The 18,144-nt window shown below is 65.5% G+C and carries 12 protein-coding genes; 5 read left to right on the top strand and 7 right to left on the bottom strand.

Annotation, left to right across the window (positions count from 1 at the left end; translation table 11 throughout):
* Positions 1-2: 2 nt before the first annotated feature.
* From VF992_03070 to VF992_03045, 6 genes are all read right to left on the bottom strand, one after another.
* Complete coding sequence (locus tag VF992_03070) at positions 3-1,262, bottom strand: pitrilysin family protein (GenBank protein HEX9340139.1); 1,260 nt, start codon at positions 1,260-1,262, stop codon at positions 3-5.
* The gene (locus tag VF992_03065) at positions 1,259-2,539 is read right to left on the bottom strand and encodes a pitrilysin family protein (protein ID HEX9340138.1); all 1,281 of its coding nucleotides are present in this window, start codon (positions 2,537-2,539) and stop codon (positions 1,259-1,261) included. The genes VF992_03070 and VF992_03065 overlap by 4 nt, the downstream gene beginning before the upstream one ends.
* 1,070 nt (positions 2,540-3,609) lie before the next feature.
* Complete coding sequence (locus VF992_03060) at positions 3,610-3,786, bottom strand: hypothetical protein (protein HEX9340137.1); 177 nt, start codon at positions 3,784-3,786, stop codon at positions 3,610-3,612.
* Positions 3,770-5,065: a proteasome accessory factor PafA2 family protein gene (locus VF992_03055; GenBank protein ID HEX9340136.1), complete on the bottom strand. Its 1,296-nt coding sequence runs from the start codon at positions 5,063-5,065 to the stop codon at positions 3,770-3,772. The genes VF992_03060 and VF992_03055 overlap by 17 nt, the downstream gene beginning before the upstream one ends.
* 3 nt (positions 5,066-5,068) lie before the next feature.
* Positions 5,069-6,628, bottom strand: a complete 1,560-nt coding sequence (locus VF992_03050; protein HEX9340135.1) for an AAA family ATPase — start codon at positions 6,626-6,628, stop codon at positions 5,069-5,071.
* Between the two features lie 314 nt (positions 6,629-6,942).
* Positions 6,943-7,158, bottom strand: coding sequence for a hypothetical protein (locus VF992_03045; GenBank protein HEX9340134.1), 216 nt, complete (start codon positions 7,156-7,158; stop codon positions 6,943-6,945).
* 466 nt (positions 7,159-7,624) lie between these two features.
* On the opposite strand from VF992_03045, the gene VF992_03040 reads away from it, so the two are divergent.
* The gene (locus tag VF992_03040) at positions 7,625-8,206 is read left to right on the top strand and encodes a winged helix-turn-helix domain-containing protein (protein ID HEX9340133.1); all 582 of its coding nucleotides are present in this window, start codon (positions 7,625-7,627) and stop codon (positions 8,204-8,206) included.
* 12 nt (positions 8,207-8,218) lie between these two features.
* Here the strand turns inward: VF992_03040 and VF992_03035 are convergent, their stop codons facing one another.
* Positions 8,219-12,541 carry an Ig-like domain-containing protein gene (locus VF992_03035; GenBank protein ID HEX9340132.1) on the bottom strand — a complete coding sequence of 1,441 codons (4,323 nt, stop codon included), beginning with the start codon at positions 12,539-12,541 and terminating at the stop codon, positions 8,219-8,221.
* Between the two features lie 168 nt (positions 12,542-12,709).
* On the opposite strand from VF992_03035, the gene VF992_03030 reads away from it, so the two are divergent.
* From VF992_03030 to VF992_03015, 4 genes are all read left to right on the top strand, one after another.
* Positions 12,710-14,893 carry an acetate--CoA ligase family protein gene (locus tag VF992_03030; GenBank protein HEX9340131.1) on the top strand — a complete coding sequence of 728 codons (2,184 nt, stop codon included), beginning with the start codon at positions 12,710-12,712 and terminating at the stop codon, positions 14,891-14,893.
* Positions 14,894-15,341: 448 nt separating this feature from the next.
* Positions 15,342-15,716, top strand: a complete 375-nt coding sequence (locus VF992_03025) for an ACT domain-containing protein (protein ID HEX9340130.1) — start codon at positions 15,342-15,344, stop codon at positions 15,714-15,716.
* A gap of 125 nt (positions 15,717-15,841) precedes the next feature.
* Positions 15,842-16,531 carry a hypothetical protein gene (locus VF992_03020; protein ID HEX9340129.1) on the top strand — a complete coding sequence of 230 codons (690 nt, stop codon included), beginning with the start codon at positions 15,842-15,844 and terminating at the stop codon, positions 16,529-16,531.
* A gap of 116 nt (positions 16,532-16,647) precedes the next feature.
* Positions 16,648-18,048 (top strand): hypothetical protein, encoded by a 1,401-nt coding sequence (locus VF992_03015; GenBank protein HEX9340128.1) that lies wholly within the window; start codon positions 16,648-16,650, stop codon positions 18,046-18,048.
* Positions 18,049-18,144: the final 96 nt, after the last annotated feature.

Below are 18,144 nucleotides of genomic sequence, written 5' to 3'. Positions count from 1 at the left end.
CCTCACAGGGAGACGCGGGCGCGGGCGATTGGCCCCGCCACGGCGATCGAGCTCGCGGACGGCACGAAGTACTTCTGGGCCACCTCCCGGACGCGTCCGTCCGACAGGCCTTGCACGATGTCCGGGAACCGCTCGAGGTAATCCATCCCGAGGCCGAAGTACTCCATCCGGTGGAGCTCCCCCGCGACCTCCGCGTTCCGCTCCAGCGAGACGATGAGCGAGCCGACCTCGTTGTCCCGCCCGTCCCGAACCTCGTCCGGGGTGAAGGGCTCCTGCCGCAACCGTTCCATCTCCGCCCGGATCGAGGCGACGGCCTTTGTCAGGTTCGCGGGGTTGACGCCCGCGGAAATCGACCACATCCCTCCCGCCGTCCGCGCGTCGAGGCTCGTGAACGCGTAGTACGCGAGGCCCTGCTCGTCCCGGAGGTTCCGGCCGAGGCGGCCGTACAACCCGATCCGTCCGAAGAGCAGGTTCGCCAGGTTGAGCGCATCATAGTCGTCGTGGGATCGAGGCACGGCGGGCGCGCCGATTGCGACGTCGACCTGGGTCTTGTGGGGCATCGGGATCGGCACGTTCCGCGGCTTGTGGGCGGGGGGCGGCGGGATCCGCGGCGCGCCGACGTTGTCCCCCTCGAGACGGGACAGGGGGGCGGCGATCGCCTCGTCGATCAGCGTGCGGTCGACGTCCCCGGTCACCGCGAGGATGAGCCCCTCCGGCCCGACGTGGGACGCGTGGAACGCGACGATGTCGGAACGACGGATGCGGCGGATGCGCTCCGCATTCCCTTTCGGGTCGCGGCCGTACGGATGGTCCTTCGGGAAGACGCTGCGAGCGAGCTCCCGCATCGCCCGGCTGCGTGTGTCGTCCGCCTCGATGCGAACATCGTTCTCGAGCTCCTTCCGCACGCGGTCGATCTCCCGGGCCGGGAACGCGGGCCGCGCGAGGCACTCGACGAGGATCCGGATCGTTTCGGCCGTCGTGTCCCGCGTGCAGCGCCCCTGGAAGGAGAGGAGCTCCTCCCCGTTCCGGAACTCGAGCGTCGCGCCGATCCCTTCGAGCCGGTCCGAGAGCTTCGCCGCGCTCATGCGGCGCGTGCCACTCAACAGGAGCCGCGCCGTGAACTCCGCCACACCGTGGTCGTCGCCCTCCGCCGCCACGCCGGCGGGCACGCTCCCCCGGAACGCGACGAACGGGTTCGAAGGCAAGGCGCTCGAGACGAGCACCGCCCCGTTCCCGAGGACCGTCCGGTCCGGGAGGTTCACGCGGCGGCCTCCTGCGCATGGAACCGCACGAGGGTCCGATGCGCGTCGACGAGGTAGCGCCTCGCGACGTCGCGGACCTGTTCCCCCCGGACGCGCTCCGCCTTCGCGAGCAGCGACTCGCCGAAGTCCCACGCGCCGAGCCCCTCCGAGACGCTCAGCAGGATCCCCTGGAAGGTGACGCCGTCCTGCTCGTACCGCGCCCACGCCCGGACCTGTTGCTTCGCGCGGTCCAGCTCCGACTTCGCCGGGATCCCCTTCTTGAGCCGTTCGACTTCCCGGTCGAGAACCTCCTCGACGTGGTCGAGCGATGCGCCGTCCGCGAGGGTGACGTTCACGATGACGAGCGACGGATCGACCTTGATCTCCTGCCTCACCCCGACGTCCGTCGCGAGCTTCGAATCGACGAGCGCCCGATAGAGCCGATTCGAGCGCGGCCGCCAGTCCCCCGCGGCAAAGGGCACGAGCCCCCGCCAGCCGCCGAGGACCGTCGAGAGGACGATCAACGCGGGGGTGTCCTCGTGGCCCGCCGCCGGAATGTGCCACCCGGCGGACAGAAGGTCGGCGGGGCCCGGCCGCACGATGTCGCTGCGCCGCTCGCCCCTCTGTTCCGGCTCGACGAGACGCATCGGGTCCGGCGGGGCCTCCGGGCGGAGCGGCGCGAACGCCTCGCGGACGTGCTGCATCGCGACCGCGGGATCGAAGCCGCCGACGAGGATGACGGAGGCGTTGTTCGGCGCGTAGAAGCGGAGGTAGTGGCGGTACAGGGGCTCCCGATCGAGCGTCGCGAGATCCTGTTTGTAGCCGATCGCCGTCCAGTGGTACGGATGCACGTGGAACGCGAGGCCCCACAGCTCCTCCTCGACCGCGAACTCAGGCTGGTTCTCCGCGCCCTCCCGCTCGCTGATGACGACGGTCCGTTCGGCCTCGACCTCCTTCGGATCGAACGCGGCGTTCCGCATCCGCTCCGACTCGATCATCAGGGCGGTGTCCATCGCGGACGCGGGGATCGTCTCGAAGTACATCGTGTAGTCCGTGTCGGTGAAGGCGTTCATCTTGCCGCCGAGGCGCGAGATGAGCTTGTCGATGTCGCCCTTCCCGAGCTTGCCGCCGCCCTTGAAGAGCATGTGCTCGACCCAGTGCGTCGAGCCGGTCATGCCCGGGACCTCGTTCCGCGAGCCGATGTGGTAGACGACCCACGTCGACAGGGCCTTCGTGTCCGGGATGGGCCGCAGGATGACTTTCAGCCCGTTGTCGAGAGACTCGACGTGGGTGGCCATCCGGATTGCGACAAGGCGGGCGGGCGATATCAAGTTGCCCGAGCCCGTCGGGAGCCCTGCCAGGTTTTCGACCAGACTCCTTACCGTGGTCCTTTGGCGTTCAATTCACGCATTCTCGCATGGAACCCCTCTCTCACCGCGATAACCCGATCCGGAAGGGGACTAGCCCGAGTTCCAATTCGGCGCGGGCTCGTCTGGCTTCTGTGTTGAATAAAACGAAGAAGAAGTTCCCCCTGTTTCCTCTTGACGCGAAGGTGAGGCAAAATCGGACGCAGGAGCCGCTCCGTCCGATCCCCTGTCCAGACCAACTTGTACACCACGCGCCAACCTGACTTTCTACGGCGTGGCCTGAAAAGAATTCCTCCGTAGGTCCTTTGAATTTCCCTAAGTACTTGGCCGTCCACGTTATCGAGGGACGCTCTCGCCCTGTAGTACCACTTCCCAGGGCTTGTGGCTCTGAACTTCGCGATCATCAGTGACCCTTCGGCGTCGACAAATCCGGCGAGATACTCGCCTGAGATTCTGGCCTCATGGACCGACGAGTTCGCCCGGGATTTCCCCCGGGATCGCACCAGGCTTCCTCGGCGATTCATTGATTTGAGTTGGGCATGAAGCCGAGCTCGAATCCTCTGTTCACGTCGCGTGATTGGCAGTAACCGGCCTGCCGAATCGCGAGAACGCGCGGACTCATTGACGTGCGCTTGGAATCGTAATAGCGCTGCAGCGTGCCTCGCCTTGACGCGCAAATGGGGCACCAGCGCACGTAGCACTCCTGCCGCGGCAGAGTTCGTCCAAATCAGAGAATGCGCCGCTCGCCACTCAGGATGCCTCGGCCCGACAGAAGCGAGATGTCCGCCCCAGCTTTTTTGGACTGCTTCCAAAACAAGTCTGTCACAATTATAGACGGCGACTCGCACAGAATACTCAGTCGACCGATCCCGACGGTATCGTCTGGCCAAGGAAAGAGATCCTTCGCCGTCCAGTAGTCCGGCGAGGTATTCTGCTGAAAGCACCGGATGAGCATGTTGCAGCTACTAGAGAAGATTTAGGCCAGAGGTCGGTGAAACTATTCAGGCTCGGCGATCTCCGCCTTGGCCTTTTTGAGCTCTGAATTTCGCCGATTCTAGATCGAGCTCGAAGTCCTCTTCCTTCACTTCGCCGGGAGTGAAGACCTTGCCAGCCTCAAACTCTAGCTTCTTTTCCTGCTTCTTGCGCTTTTTCGGCCTGTCCTCAGCTTGCTGTTGCATACGGTGTCTCCAATTTGGTGGCATAGGGATCGAGCAAATCGATGCGCCGCCTCGTTCCGTCGTTCACGATCAGCATGGACCAATCGATTAGCTCGATATTGAATGTGTCGCACAGCTCTCGGCGCAAGTGAGCACGACTGTCTTCGGGCGGTTCATAAATCGCCCGCTTGATGGCCTCGTCGTCCGTGATGCGATCCACGAGGCCCGCGCGCTGCCGTTTGTAGAAAAGTGAGCGTTCTGCGGCGATCTCGGAGTACTGTTTGCACGCCATCATCTCGACGTCGGGACCACCTTTCTTGTCGGCGGCTTCCTGAATCGCGTAGTAGCGGTCGAGCCATTCGACGTGGCGCGCGGCATCTTTCGACCGCCGGTTCGCGAGGTCGTCGAGGACCTCCTCGAACATGCGTAGGGCGCGGTGCTCCCAGTCGTCCTCGACAATCGTCTCGATCTTTTCGAGGTAGTACCGCTGGATGTCGATCGGCGACACGACCTTGCCGTCCTCGAGCTCGACGGTCCACTGCTCCGGGTTCCGGATCTCGACGTTGTGCCACAGGTCCCGGATCGGATCTTTCATGCGGGGCACGTCGTCGAGCCGCTGAGCCTCCATCAGCTGCAGCACGGCCGACGTCGTGAAGTGCCGCAGCATGATCGCGCTTTCGTTCATCAGGGCGTCCCCCACGATCACGTGCAGGCGGCGCCACAGCCGGCCGTCCGCGTGGGGCTCGTCCCTCGTGTTGAGGATGCCCGTGTCGTGCATCGTCTCCCCGCTGATCACCTGGGACGTCAGGAACGCCATCGGCGAGAGGACGTACTTCCCTCGGACGATGTCTCCCGCGCCCGTGTAGATGATCCGCGTCGAGAGGTGCGGCACCAGCTCGCGAATGAACGCCCCCGGGAACGCGACGTCCCGCGAGACGCAGTAGTTCTCGTGCGACCCGTACGACGTGCCGTCGGGCGAGGTGTTGTTCTTGAACGCGTGGATTTTCGTCTCGCCGGTGTACTTCTCCTCCATGATCCGACGCAGCCAGTCGAGGATCTTCTCGCCCGCCTTCTCCCACGTCACCACGTCGTGGAAGTTCGTCGTCTCCGCCGTGCTGACCTCGAAGTGGCCGACGTCGTAGTAGACGCGCGATCCGTTCGTGATGAACTCGCCTGCGAGGTGCAGGTCCGAGTCGCGCAGGAGGTCGAGGGCCATCATGTGGGGGTCGAACCCCATCGTGCCCATCTTCCGGCAGTACAGCGTGTACTCGTGCTCGGTCCCCTGGACCATCTTCTTCATGCGTCACCCGACCATCGGGTCCGCACCGGTCCGGAAGACCTCCCGCTGGCGCTTCTCGTAGACGTACATCTCCGTGATCGCGTGCTCCTTGCACTCCTCGTCGATCGCCATCTCGAAGTCTTTCTGGCTGAGGCCCTCCTTCTTCCGGTCCGTCTTCTTGAGTGAGATGATCCGCTTGACGAAGTTCTTCTTGGCGGTCGTCACGATCGCCTCGATGATCGCGCCGGAGATGATGTCTTTCCGCTTCACGGTCTTGATCGCCTCTTTCGCCTCGGTGTCGAGTTTGACCTTGACCCATTTGTTTTCGCCGTACAGCTCGTCGAGGACGTACCGGCGGAGCGCCTCGATCGCCTCTTTGTGGCCGCCGGCCTGCTCCTCGAGCGAGGAGGCGACGGGGAGGCCCTCGTTCAGGTAGATCTGGAGGACCTCCTCGGCCGCCTTCCGGTCGGGCCGCGGGATCTCGATGATCTCGTCGAACCGGCCGGGCCGGAGGAGCGCTGGGTCGACCAGGTCCGCGCGGTTCGTCGCGCCGATCACGAAGACGTCGTGTAGCTCGACGAGCCCGTCCATCTCGCTGAGGATCTGGGCGATGATGTTCTTGTGCACGCCGGACGTATCCATCATGCCCCGCACGGTGAAGAGGGCCTCGATCTCGTCGAAGAAGACAATGCTCGGCTTCTTCTCGTGCGCCTGCCGGAAGATCTCCTTGATGATCCGCTCGCTCTCTCCGACCCACTTCGAGAGGACGTCGGCGATGCTCACGTTGAAGAACGTCATGTCGTTCTCCGTCGCGATCGCCTTCACGAGGAGGGTCTTGCCGCAGCCCGGCGGACCGTACAGCAGGATGCCGCGGGGCGCTTCCAGGGAGATTTGGGCGAACAGCTTCGCCTCCTGGTACGGGAGGACGACGACGTCCTTGATCCGCTCGATCGCCTCCATCAATCCGCCGATCGCGGTGTACTGGACGTTCGGCTTCTCGCCGAGCAGGAGCGACTTGACCTCCAGGTTCGGGAGGACATCGAGGACCTCCATCGTCGGAGGCAGCACGCTGATCTGGAATCCGGGCTTCAGCTTCTTGTAGACGCCCTTGTCACAGTCGATAAGCCGCTTCTCCATGTCGCCCTCGACCGAGATGACGAGCTTGCCGTCCATCATGTCAGCGACCTTCGCGATCACGCCCTCGTTGTGAACGTCGCTGCCCTCGACGATCGCGTACGTCTGCGGATGCACCCAGACGTATTGGCCGACGCCGAGCTGCGCCTTGTCCACCAGACCGGTCGAGACCTTCAGGAGTTCCGTCGCCCGCGCGACGACGACTTGGTTGCCGTCGAGATCCGGGCCCTCCTTGCGGACGACGTACGCGTACAGGAGGGGCGGTTGCTTGATCTTGTTGAATTTGTCCTCGTACGCCTTGAGCCGGTACTCCCGCTCCTCAATCTCGTAACGGAAGGAGTGGAGGTCCCGCTCGTACTGCCGACGGAGGCGGTCCATCTTCTCCTCGAACTCGTCCCGCACATCGTCCGCGGACTTTGACACCTTCCCGTCGCCCTCATCACTCGCCATTCGTTGATCTCCCTTCGCAGGCGCCCGCGAGCCCACCCGGACTCGACAGCACCCGCTCTCTCGACACGCGCCTAAGGAACAAGAGACCGCCTCGTCCCATCCCTTGTTAGAGAGGAGCGTCCGAAATTAAAGCTTTTGTTATCGCTACTGGAGATGCGACAAAGAGACGTTTTCGCAAAATCGTCGACGAACTTCGCGCGTCGCTCGACGGGACGAACGTTGTCCGAAGGGGAAATCGAACGCTCGCGCCGCACGAGCCGACAAGGGACCGCTCGCACGGATGCGAATCGGCGGCGGGGCGCGGAAAAGTCCGCTCAGAGAAGCCAGCCTCCCGCGACTCCGAGCACGTCGCCCGTCGCGAACTCGGCTTCTTCGGACACCAAGAAGAGGACCGCGTTGGCGACGTCCGCACCGGCCGACCTCCCGCGCGAACGTCTTCGAGAACGGACGATCCCCGCCTTCGCCGCATAGAACGCGGACATCCGGGCGGAACCGTGCGCGCGGTACGCGCCCGCGGCGCCGAGATTCACGATGCGACCCCACGCGCGGCCGACGCATGTGCGGCACCGCGTACCTGGAACACAGGAACGTCGCCGCTCGACGGCGGCCCCACCGCGGCGGGCCTCCGCGAAGGTGGCGAGAATTTCCGCCAGGGGAGCTCACGAGCCCAGACGCCGTCGTCACGATAGACGCTCCGGGCAGCGATACGCGCAACCCCGGACGGCGCGCCGGCGATGATCGGGTTGTCGGAGGCGCGCAGGCTGGCGGGGCGACGCATCAGCGAATCAGGACCGGCCGCGACGCGATGTCGAACCAAAGCATGACCGCTGTCACGTCCTTTCGCACGATCCGCCGCGATTCCTTGACGATCTTCATCGTTGCTCACCTCGCACGCACGCCGAGCCGGTTGTTATCGGAACACGCCGTGCACAGGTCCGCACTTAAGTATGTTGACGACAGTAACACGTTTTGATAAAGTCGAATAGGGGGGTCCCCTTGCCGGAACCGTCCGACCCGTCCCCCGCCCGCGACGTCGCCGTCTCGGTCGACCAGTTGAAGGTCCTGAGCGAGCCGTCCCGCCTTCGGATCCTCACCTTGCTGATGGAGCGGGATATGTCGATCTCCGACATCGCAAGAGCCCTGGCCCTGTCCCCCGCGACGGTCCACCACCACATCGCGCAGCTCTTGGACGCGAACCTCATCATCCCGACGAAGGCTGAGGTCCGCGGCAACCTCGTGGAGAAGTTCTACCGCATCCCAGCGACGGGCATCGATTCGAGTCAGATCTGGGACCGGCTGACCGATGCGGACAAGGTGAACTACCGGCTCGCGGTCCTCGGGATGCTGAAAGGCCTGATCAACGAGTCGATCAAACGGATCCAGGAACGCGGCTCGGTCGACTTCGAAGTCGGACGGGTATACTTCTACCATGTCCCGTGGCGTCGCGATTCCGTCCAGCAAGTCCAGGAGATTTTCGAGGAGGCGCGGCGGAAGCTCGAGCGCCTCGAGGCGAAGACCCGGGCGCAGACATCGCCCGGCGACGAGGTCATGGCGCTCCTGACCTTGCTGCCCGCCTGAGCCTCGATCCGACTACGCGTACTCGCCGCGAATCAACTTCTTGACGTACGGGGCCAGGATCCCCGCCAGGGCCATGTCGCCTTCCCAGTCCTCGAGCTGGTCCCAGTGGTGGTCTTCCATGTCCTGGATGCACCGCTGAATCTGGTCCGTCCACGACTCCGAGCCGTCGCCCTCGATCCGCGCGGCCAAGACGAGCCACTTCCCGCGGCCGATCAGGATGTGCATGTGGCCCACGGTCATCTCGTTCAGGTCCCCGGAGTCGTCGCCCCTCAGGGCGTCCTTGACGAACGCCTGGACCGCGGTGAGCATGCCGCTCAGGATGTCTGTATCGATGTCGGGACGGAGGCGGCGTGTCTCGTGCTTGATCAGCAAACCGTCCCGGTGGTAGAGCAGGAAAACGTCTTCGAGGATCGCCTCGCTCGCTTTCGTGGCGGACGCGGCCCGCGCGTGCTTCGAGGCGGATGCCGCCCGGCGCCGCATCACGAGGAAGAGGGTCCCACCCGCCACCGCCCCCACGGCGAGGAGAATCCACCAGAAGTCGGAGAACGTCACCCCGGCGGACGCGGTGGTGAAGCCGAAACTCTTGGACTGGGGGATCGAGTTCCCCGCCAGATCCTTGGCGCCGGTGTCGATGACCACGAAATACAGGGTCCCCGCTTGGAGTTCGCGAGCGGGCGTGAAGGTCACCACTCGACCGTTGGTGCTCCATGCGAACACGCCGTTGATCGCGGGCGTGATCGAGAACGCCTGTTCCACCGAGTTCTGATCCATTGGCTCGTTGAACGTGATCCGAATCAAGGGCGTCGTGTTGGTGTTCGCGCCGATCGGCTCCGTCGCGGTCACATAGGGGCGCCCAACGTCAACGATGGTCCACGTGTCGTTGCCGGGAGGCGTCGGCTCCACGTTCCCTGCGCGGTCGCGCGCGATCGTACGGAACGCATAGACGTGGGTGTCCACGCCCACGAAGGACGCGCTCGTCGCCGCCGTGTCCGTGTATCCCGAGAGATCCATCCATGCGGCCGCCCCGTCCTTCGATTGCACGCGATACGCGGCGATATCCGACGTCCCTGCGACGGGCCCCCAGGAGATCGTGAACTGAAGCGCGTTCTCGTACGCCGGGAGGGCGATCATCGACGAATCCGGGGGCGTCAGGTCGACAACCGTCCACGAGTCGTTACCGGACAGCGGGAGTTCGCGGTTCCCCGCGCGGTCCGTCGCGATGGACCGGAATTCGAAGGTGTGCCCGTCCACGCCCGAGACGAAGGTCGCCGACACCGCGATCGTCGTCGGAATCCAAATCGTCCACCCGCCTCCGTTGTCCCGCACGTCGATCTCGTAGCTCGCGATGTCCGTGGTGTCGAGCTGCGGCTCCCATGCAACCGCGAAGCTCGTGGACATCTCATAGGCGGGCAAGGGCCGCGTGTGCGAGAACGGTCGGATCGTGTCGACGATCGTCCAGGTGTCGTTGCCGGCGGGCGCCACCTCGACGTTGCCCGCCGCATCCGTTGCGATCGAACGGAATGCGTACACCCCTTGCGCGCCCGCGTTGAACGTACCCGAGGTGGACGGGGTGTCGACGAGCCAGTTCACCCAGCCGCCCCCGGTGGAATACTGGATGGTGTAGGTGGCGATGTCCGTGACGCCCGCGTCCGGGGACCACGACACGACGAAAGAATTCGAGGTCTCGTACGGCGGCTGGGCATCCACGTGGGAGCCGGGCCGGATCGTGTCGACGATCGTCCAAGTGTCGTTCGCTGGGGGGACCGCCTCCGCATTGCCCGCGACGTCGGTCGCGGTCGTGGCAAACTCGTACGTCCCGTCGCCCGCGGCGGTGAAGCTGAATTGGCCGATGTTTCCCGACTGAGTCGCGTACGACGTCCACGTCGCGCTGCCGCCCGTACGGTACCAGAGAGTGACGCTCGCCACGCCGGTCCCGTTCCCGTCGCTCGCCGCATATCCGACGGAGAACGTCCGTGTGTTCTCGTACGCCGGGAGGGTGCCCGCCGTGGACGTCGGGGCGTCCTGGTCGATCATGACGAACGCCTCGGGATGGCTGGTCGCCATGTCCACATCGCGCGGATTGCTTTGGAAGGCGTAGGAGCCGTAGGTGACCTTGACCGTCGTGCGGTTGTCCGTCGCTGTGTTCGAGTCGATGTACCGCCGGTCCGTCACGACGATCCAAGACTGGATTCCGGTCGCCGTCGAACGATCCCAGATCGGCGAGCCGTTGTCGTCGACCAAGATGTGGGCTTCCGCGACGGGCGTCAGCCCGTTCGGCCAGAGGACGTCGACCTCGAGGAAGGTTCGGACCGTCAGGTTCCCCGCCGCTTGGACCGCGTGGGTCGCAAACGGCGTGCTCAGGGCGACGGCCTCCGTGTAGTTGTCGACATAGAAATCGTAGCTGCCGACGGACGAAAACGTCCCGTTCTCGATCGTCAGGCGCGAGGTGAACGACGCGTTTCCGAGGACGTATACGCCGTCCGCGTACGAACCTTGGGCCGGCGGACCCGCACCCGCGCCGCCTTTCGTGACGCCGGAAATCGAGTCGCCCGAGGACCATCCGTTCGCGACGAGCCCTCCGATGATGCCGAACGCATCGCCGCCGCGTCCGCCGTCGTTGCCGTCCACCGCGTCTCCGCCCCGACCGCCCTGGAGCGCCGCGATTGCGTTCGAGGCAAGCGTTGGCGTCGCGAGGATCGACGCGAGTCCTGCGGCGCTCCCACCGTTGCCGCCGAACTTCGCTCCAATTCCCCCTTCGCCGCCGGTGACGGCCTGGACGTCGTTCAGCGTGATTGAGGTGGCGTTGAACGCGCCGTCGTTGCTCCCGAGGACGATCACCCCGGTCGCGTTGCCACCGTAACCGCCGCGGACCCCGCGGCCGCCGTCGCCGCCCGTGAGCGTTTTGATCGTGTTCGAATCCGAAGTCGCGGTTTGGACGACCGACAGCACCTCCACGCCCGAGGCGCTGCCGCCTCGGGCGCCGTTTCCCCTGCCCGCCCCGTTCGCACTCGTATTGCCACCGAGGCCCCCGCGGAGGTTTTGAATCGTGTTCCGGCTCGCGCCGGACTGGGCGACCGTGGTCATGAAGACGCCGTAGGCGTCCCCGCCGACGCCGCCGTCCCCGTCCGTCGTCGCGCCAGGACCGCCGGAGCCTCCGATGCCTCCGACCAGATCCGTAATCTGGTTCCGGTTTGCTCCTCCCCCGGTGGTTGCGAAGGCGACCTCGATCCCAATCGTCGCTCCCGCGTCGCCGCCGCGACCTCCGTTGTTCGTGAACCCGCTGCCGCCGCCCGCGCCGCCCCGACCCCCGTTCAGGCCGCTCACCGAGTTCTCCTCGACGAGGGCGTCGGGAGTGGACGCAACGATGATGCCCGCCGCGGTGCCCCCGTTCCCGCCCCGGCCGCCCGCGCCGGCCGTGTTCGCGGCACCATCCCCGCCGCGGCCACCGAAGAGCATGCTGATCGTGTTCCGCGTGATCGACGCGGTGGGTGCGCCCGTCACGTAGATCCCGAGGGCGATGCCCCCATCCCGCCCGTCGGCCCCCGGGGCGACGCCGTTCGCTCCGCGGGCGCCTTGGATCCCCGTGATCGTGTTCCCGGAGATGTCCGCCGTCGCGGAGGAGACCGCAATCCCGATCGCGAAGCCGCCGCTGACGTTTGTGATCGTGTTGCCGGAGATCACCGGCGTCCCAGGCTGCTCCACGTGGATCGCGATGGACGTCCCGTTGATCACGTTCCCCTCGACTCGGCCGCTCGATGTGTTCAGGTACACGCCAAAGATGGACGCGCGCAAAATCACGTTGTTCGACACCTCGCTGTCGGAGGACACGATCGCGAAGCCGATCGCAGCTTGGACGACCGTGATGTCTCGCAACGCCGGGGAACTGGAGATGGCCGTGACGGCTCGATCGGCTCGGTCGAACGTCGACCAGGAGACGGATCCCGACGAACTCGCGTTGAACTGGACGCCTCCCCAGGGAAACACCGACGCCGTGTTGTTTGGGCCGAAAGTGATCAGCTTTCCGGACGTCCCGTCGGCGACGAGAGAGCCCTCGACGAAGAGATGGGTGCCCGGGTCGAACTTGACCGTCGTCCCCGGGCGGATCGTCAGCGTGGCGGGCGCCCGGACCGTCACGTCCCGCATCACGACGTACGTCGTGTCGTTGGCATCGTCGCCCCACACGGTATCCGTCGTGATGAGCCCGCGGACGTAGTGCGTCGCGGCGACCGACGGGGCGGTGACAATGAGGACGCCCCATGCCGCCCCGAGAAGCAGGACGACGAGGGCGATGCTTCGCAGGGTCGAGGGGGGACTGTGGGGGCGCATGTGGGCCATGGCTCCCGGGCCGAAAGGGCCCCGACGGAACGCCTCCGTTTTTCCCTCGACGATATATTATGCACGTGCCGCCGTTATCGTGTGCGATAACTTACCTCGGAATGGGACGGGCTGCCCCGCCGTTGCGGTGCGCCAATCTTCATTACGGCCGGGGAGCTTCGCGCCGCCGTGAGTCGTGCAGGCCTCGACGCGATCTTCTCCCCGACGTCGATTGCGGTCATCGGCGCATCCCGCCACCGGGAGAAGATCGGATACGCGATCCTCCACAACCTGATCGTGAACGAGTACCAAGGGACGCTCTATCCAGTGAACCCGAAAGCCGCGAGCATCCACGGGATCCGTGCCTACCCCAGCGTCCTTGCGATTCCGGACCCCGTCGATCTCGCGATCATCGCGGTGCCCGCGGAGGGTGCCCTTGCGGCCGTCGAAGAATGCGGGAGGAAAGGAGTCCCGGGGCTCGTCGTGATCACGGCGGGCTTCCGGGAAGTCGGAGGGACGGGCGTCGAACGCGAGGAACGGCTGCTTGCGCTCTGCCGTGAATATCAGATGACGATGATCGGCCCGAACTGCATGGGCGTCATCAACATGGACCCTGAGGTCTGCATGGATGCGACGTTCGCCCCCACGCCACCTCTCCGAGGAGACATCTCTCTCGTCACGCAGAGCGGGGCGCTCGGCATCGCAATCCTGGATCACGCGAAGTCGCTCGGCATCGGCTTCGCGAAATTCTGTTCGCTTGGCAACAAGGCCCAGGTCAGCCTCAACGACCTCCTCGCGATGTGGCATCGCGATCCGGAGACGAAGACGATCTTGGCGTACATCGAGAACTTCGGGAACCCGGTCAACTTCGTGCGGATCGCGCGGGATGTCACGAAACAAAAGCCAATCATCGCGGTGAAGTCGGGACGCTCGGAGGCGGGGAGCCGCGCGGCCGTCTCCCACACGGGCTCCCTCGGCGGGTCGGATTTGGCGGCAGAAGCGGTGTTTAACCAGACGGGCGTCCTCCGCGCGAACTCCATCGAGGAACTGTTCGACGACGCGATGGCTTTCTCCCTCCAGCCGCTCCCGCGCGGAAATCGCGTCGCCGTCGTCTCGGACGCGGGGGGGCCCGCGATCATGTGCGTTGATGAACTCGTCTCACAAGGCCTCCGGCTCTCGGATCTCGGCGGTGAAACCGTCGAGTACATGCGCACGTGGGCACCCCCGGAGGCTTCGCTTCGGAATCCAATCGACTTGACGCCCCAGGCGAGCCTCGACGAATATCGGCGGGCGCTGGACGCGGTCCTGCGGGACGCCTCCGTCGACGCCGCGATAGCAATCTACGTGCCTCCGGTTCGAGTGGACGAAGCCGAGGTCGCGAGGGCCATCTGGCAGACGGCGGGACAGCGAGGCAAGCCGATCCTCTGCAACTTCCTCGGACGCACCGAAGCAAGCCCGGGTTTCGTCGAACTCGTGACGCACGGCGTGCCCTCGTATCTCTTCCCGGAGAGTGCGGCCCGCGCCCTCGGGGCGATGTACCGGTACGCGAACTACCGCGGACGCGAAGAGGGAGAAACGCGGACGTTCCCGGTCGACCGGGGGCGGGCCGCCGAGATCCTACGGCGGGCAGAGGAGGAAGGCCGCACGAGGCTCCCCGATCTCGAGGCCCTCGACGTCCTCGACGCGTACGGCATCCGAATCGCGCGGAGCCGCCTCGTCGGCGACATCGCGTCGCTGCCGGCCGCCGCGAAGGGCATCGGATATCCGGTCGTCCTCAAAGCCTCGGGACCGGGGTTGGTCCACAAGTCCGACCTTGGGGCCGTCCTCTTGGACGTCCGCACGGAGAGAGACTTGCTCGACGGCGCGACCCAGATCCGGGACCGGCTGCGCGGGGCTGGGACGGCGTTCGACGGCTACGTCGTGCAGGAGCTCGTGCGGGGCGGTAAGGAAGTCATCCTCGGGATGACCCGCGACAAGGTCTACGGCCCGTTCCTGGTCTTCGGCCTCGGCGGCATCTACGTGGAGTATCTGAAGGACGTCGCGTTCGGGCTGCCGCCGCTCACGGATCGCGACGCGCGGCGGATGATCCAGTCAATCCGGACGTATCCGCTCCTGGAAGGCGTTCGGGGCGAGCCGCCCAGCGATGTCGACGCGCTCGTCGACGCCGTCCTCCGGCTCAGCCAACTCGTCCTCGATTTCGACTCGATCCAGGAGATCGACCTCAATCCGGTCGTCGCGCTTCGGAAAGGAGACGGATACCGCGCCGTCGACGCCCGGATCGTCCTGGGCTCGAACGGGAAGCGTCCTCATCCACCGGACCCGTTGGAGGGAGCGAAGAGCTCGATCCAGATGCCGTCGGGGTCGACGACGTAGGCGAGGGTTGACCGGCCCTCTTTGAAAGGCGGGTGGCCGGAACGCGCCCGGACCCGAGGAGTTCGCGATACGCCGCGTCGACGTCCTCGCATTCGAATGCGAGGTGATCGAGTTCATCGCCGTTGCGGTACGGCCCCTTGAAGAACGCGGATCGTTCCGGGTACCAGTTCAGTTCCAGGACCTGCTCCGATCCCACGCTCCGAAGGTCCGCCCACTCGCCTCCCGTCTCCGGGACCGCCTGTCGGCGGCCTAACCGCATCCCCAGCGCGGACGTGTAGAAACGGATCGATCGGTCCATGTCCTGCACCTGAATCCCGACGTACGCCATCCGGTACCGCATGCGAATCGCCCGGTCAAGCGGGCCGCCCGCGATAAGCGCTCCACCGCCGAGCGACGGCACGGAACCCTTGTAACGTGGAACGGCCATGCGGCCCACGGGGCGGACCTCATGATCCAGATCGATGTGGATGTTCCCGACCGTCCGGGGGAGCTTGCGAACCTCTCGACCATCCTCGGGGGAGCGGGGATCAACATCGACGCCATCAGCGCGGAGTCCGTCGGCGGACGTTCCTACATGAGCATCGTGGTGGACCAGCCGATGCAGGCACGGGAGGCGCTAATGAAGAGCGGCTACGCGTGCACAAGCCGCACGGTCTTGGTCGTCCGCCTAGACGACCGACCGGGTGCTCTTGCCGCCCTCGCGCGCCGTCTCGGGGACGCGGGGGTCGACATCGTGAGCCTGATCCACCTCGGCACCGTAGGCGGACACGCGCAGGTGGCACTCGGCGTGGACAATCTTGAGAAAGCGCGCTCTCTCGTGTGAGGGATCCGTCCGCGGTTTCGGGTCTCATTCTCGCGTCCGGTAACGAGAACGCCCGCCGCCAATCGAAACGCTCAAGTGCGAACGTGTGCCTATCATGAAGGCCTACGGGCATCGGAGGAGAAAGCGTGCCGAAGGAGATGTCCCGAAACGAGACGCCCCCCCGGGGCGGCCTCGGCCAGGTCCCGACGCATTTCACGATGCGCGGCCCCGGGACGGCCTCCCGGGTCGAATACGAGCGCATCTTCGTCCTCGATGAAGAGGGGAAGCTGCTCGGGGAGTACGCCCTGCGGGACGATTGCCCGCTCGAGCACGAGGACCTTCAACGGTCGATCCCGCTAAGTGGGCTGCGACACCTGGTTTCGTTCTACCAAGGGGAATACGCCTTCACCCCGTTCCGCGTCGAAGGGCTGTGGTTTGTCGTCCTCACGCATGGAGTGCCCCGCATCGAGGAACGCGGGGCGATCGGCACCCTCCTCGCCGCGATGCAAGCGCACCTCACGCAGAGCCGGCTGCTCGCGCTGACGGAGAAGGAGACCGCGCTGCGGGAGCGGGAACGAGACCTCGATCGGCGCGAATCCACCGTCGCGGCGCGGGAAGCCCGCGTGGCGGACGCGGAGGCGAACCTGGAAGGGACCACGGCCAAAGTCCGAGAACTCGAGGCGAGCGTCCTCGACCGGGAAGAGCGAGTCAACGCCGTGCGAGAATATGCGGTCGCCTTGCAGCAGACCTTCCGAACGTCGAAGGGGAAGGCGGACGTTTCCGATGCAACCGAGGAGAACCCACCCGCGCCCGATGTGGACGCGCCGCCTCGATGATTGCAGCTTCTCACTCCCGATAACCAAATCCCTTCCCTTAATAGGATTCAGCCCTGCTCGATTTCTTCATCGGTGGATCGCGAGGGAACGCCCTCGCGATACGGGGCGGCCCACGAATGCTCGGGGCGATTGAAACCGTGCTCTCCGGCATCCTGACACGAGGACTCAGCCCGGCGCTTCTCTCCGTCCTGATGGCCGCGCCAATGAAGAAAGTGGCCCGGGCGCAGTTGAAGAAAATCTACGTCCTCGACGAGCGCGGAGAGATGGCGGGCGAGTACGTGCTGGACGCGGATTGTCCCGTAGACTTCAACGATTTCCTGAAAGTCCTTCCGAACGAAGGGATCGGAGATCGCGACTCGCTGTTCGTCGGGGAGTACGTGTTCACCGCCTTCCAAAGCGGCAAGTTCGTGTTTGTCCTCCTGTCCCGCGGCCATCTTGGGCCGGAAGACTTCGACTGGACCGGGCTTCTGCTAACGGCCGCCGACTCCCACCTCTCGCAACGCGCGGCCCGGACGGTCGCCCCGAGGGCCGCGGAGGCGCGACCGGAAGCGGACAAGGCGCTCGGCGAACGCGAGTCCCGACTCGCCGGACGCGAACGACTGCTCGCGGAACTCGAAGTCAAGCTGAAGGCCGAAGCGGCGAACCTCCGGGGACGCCAAGAGGAACTGAACCGGCAGAAGGCGCGACTCGCCGCGGTCGCCGACTATTCCGCCGGGATGCAGGACGGCGTCACGAAAGGCGTCTCGCGGGCGTTGAAGACGCTCGAGACGGCCGAGACGATCGCGGCGGCGAATCGGGCCGCCTCTGCGAAGGCCCAGTCGAGTGCCACGGACGACGCACGACTCGAGGAGGAGCGGAACGCGTTGCAGTCGGCGAAGGCCGACCTCGAGACGAAGTACCGCGACGCGATCGCCGAAAACGAGAGGCTCGGGAAGGAAGTCCAGGAAGCCATCGCGACGCTCGGGAGGGAGCGGGGCGAAGCCGCCGCACACGCCGCGGAAGAAGAGAAAACGCGGCGGGAGATCGAGACACGGGTCGCCGAGCTGAGCCAGCGGTTTGCGGCGATGGCGAAAGAGCGCATCGTCGCTTCGCACCGACCCCCCGGAGAACCTTCCGACGATGCGCGGAAGGCGGTCAACGGGGATGCGGCGGAACTCGCTCGGGAGAGGAAGTTCCTCCAGCGGAGGGCGATCGAGTTGCTCGACCGTGAAGAGCGCGTCCGGGATCGCGAAGGTCGTGTCGACGAACGCGAGCAGGACCTCGACCGCCGCGGGGAAAGCCTCGCTGCCCTCGAGCAGGATCTCGAGCGATCGAAGGCGCTCCTCGCCCAGGCAGGGCCTCAGCCCGCCGAGGTCCGTGCGGATGCGGACGAGGTTAGGAAGGACATCGAACGGCGAGTGAAGATCATCCAACAGAAAGCGCTCGAGCTGCTCGACCGCGAAGCGAAGCTCCGGAAGCGGGCCGCCGACCTCGAGGCGGCGGAGTCTCGAATCTCCGAGCACGTGCCGGCGAAGTAGCTCTTCCCCTCCATGTAATCAGGTCGGATAACCACCGAACGGCTCTTATATAGGTCACCCGGGCCTGGAATCCTGTTTTTCGGTGGAGGGCCTCGC

The organism is Thermoplasmata archaeon, assembly GCA_036395115.1.
Classification (GTDB): Archaea; Thermoplasmatota; Thermoplasmata; order RBG-16-68-12; family RBG-16-68-12; genus RBG-16-68-12.
This window is presented reverse-complemented; position numbering and strand designations above follow the sequence as displayed.

Bases quoted from the DNA above. Each gene is read 5' to 3' on its own strand.
- VF992_03025 (HEX9340130.1), top strand. From the start codon at position 15,342: ATGATCCAGATCGATGTGGATGTTCCCGACCGTCCGGGGGAGCTTGCG.
- VF992_03065 (HEX9340138.1), bottom strand. From the start codon at position 2,539: ATGGCCACCCACGTCGAGTCTCTCGACAACGGGCTGAAAGTCATCCTG.
- VF992_03050 (HEX9340135.1), bottom strand. From the start codon at position 6,628: ATGGCGAGTGATGAGGGCGACGGGAAGGTGTCAAAGTCCGCGGACGAT.
- VF992_03015 (HEX9340128.1), top strand. From the start codon at position 16,648: ATGCTCGGGGCGATTGAAACCGTGCTCTCCGGCATCCTGACACGAGGA.
- VF992_03060 (HEX9340137.1), bottom strand. From the start codon at position 3,786: ATGCAACAGCAAGCTGAGGACAGGCCGAAAAAGCGCAAGAAGCAGGAA.
- VF992_03035 (HEX9340132.1), bottom strand. From the start codon at position 12,541: ATGGCCCACATGCGCCCCCACAGTCCCCCCTCGACCCTGCGAAGCATC.
- VF992_03055 (HEX9340136.1), bottom strand. From the start codon at position 5,065: ATGAAGAAGATGGTCCAGGGGACCGAGCACGAGTACACGCTGTACTGC.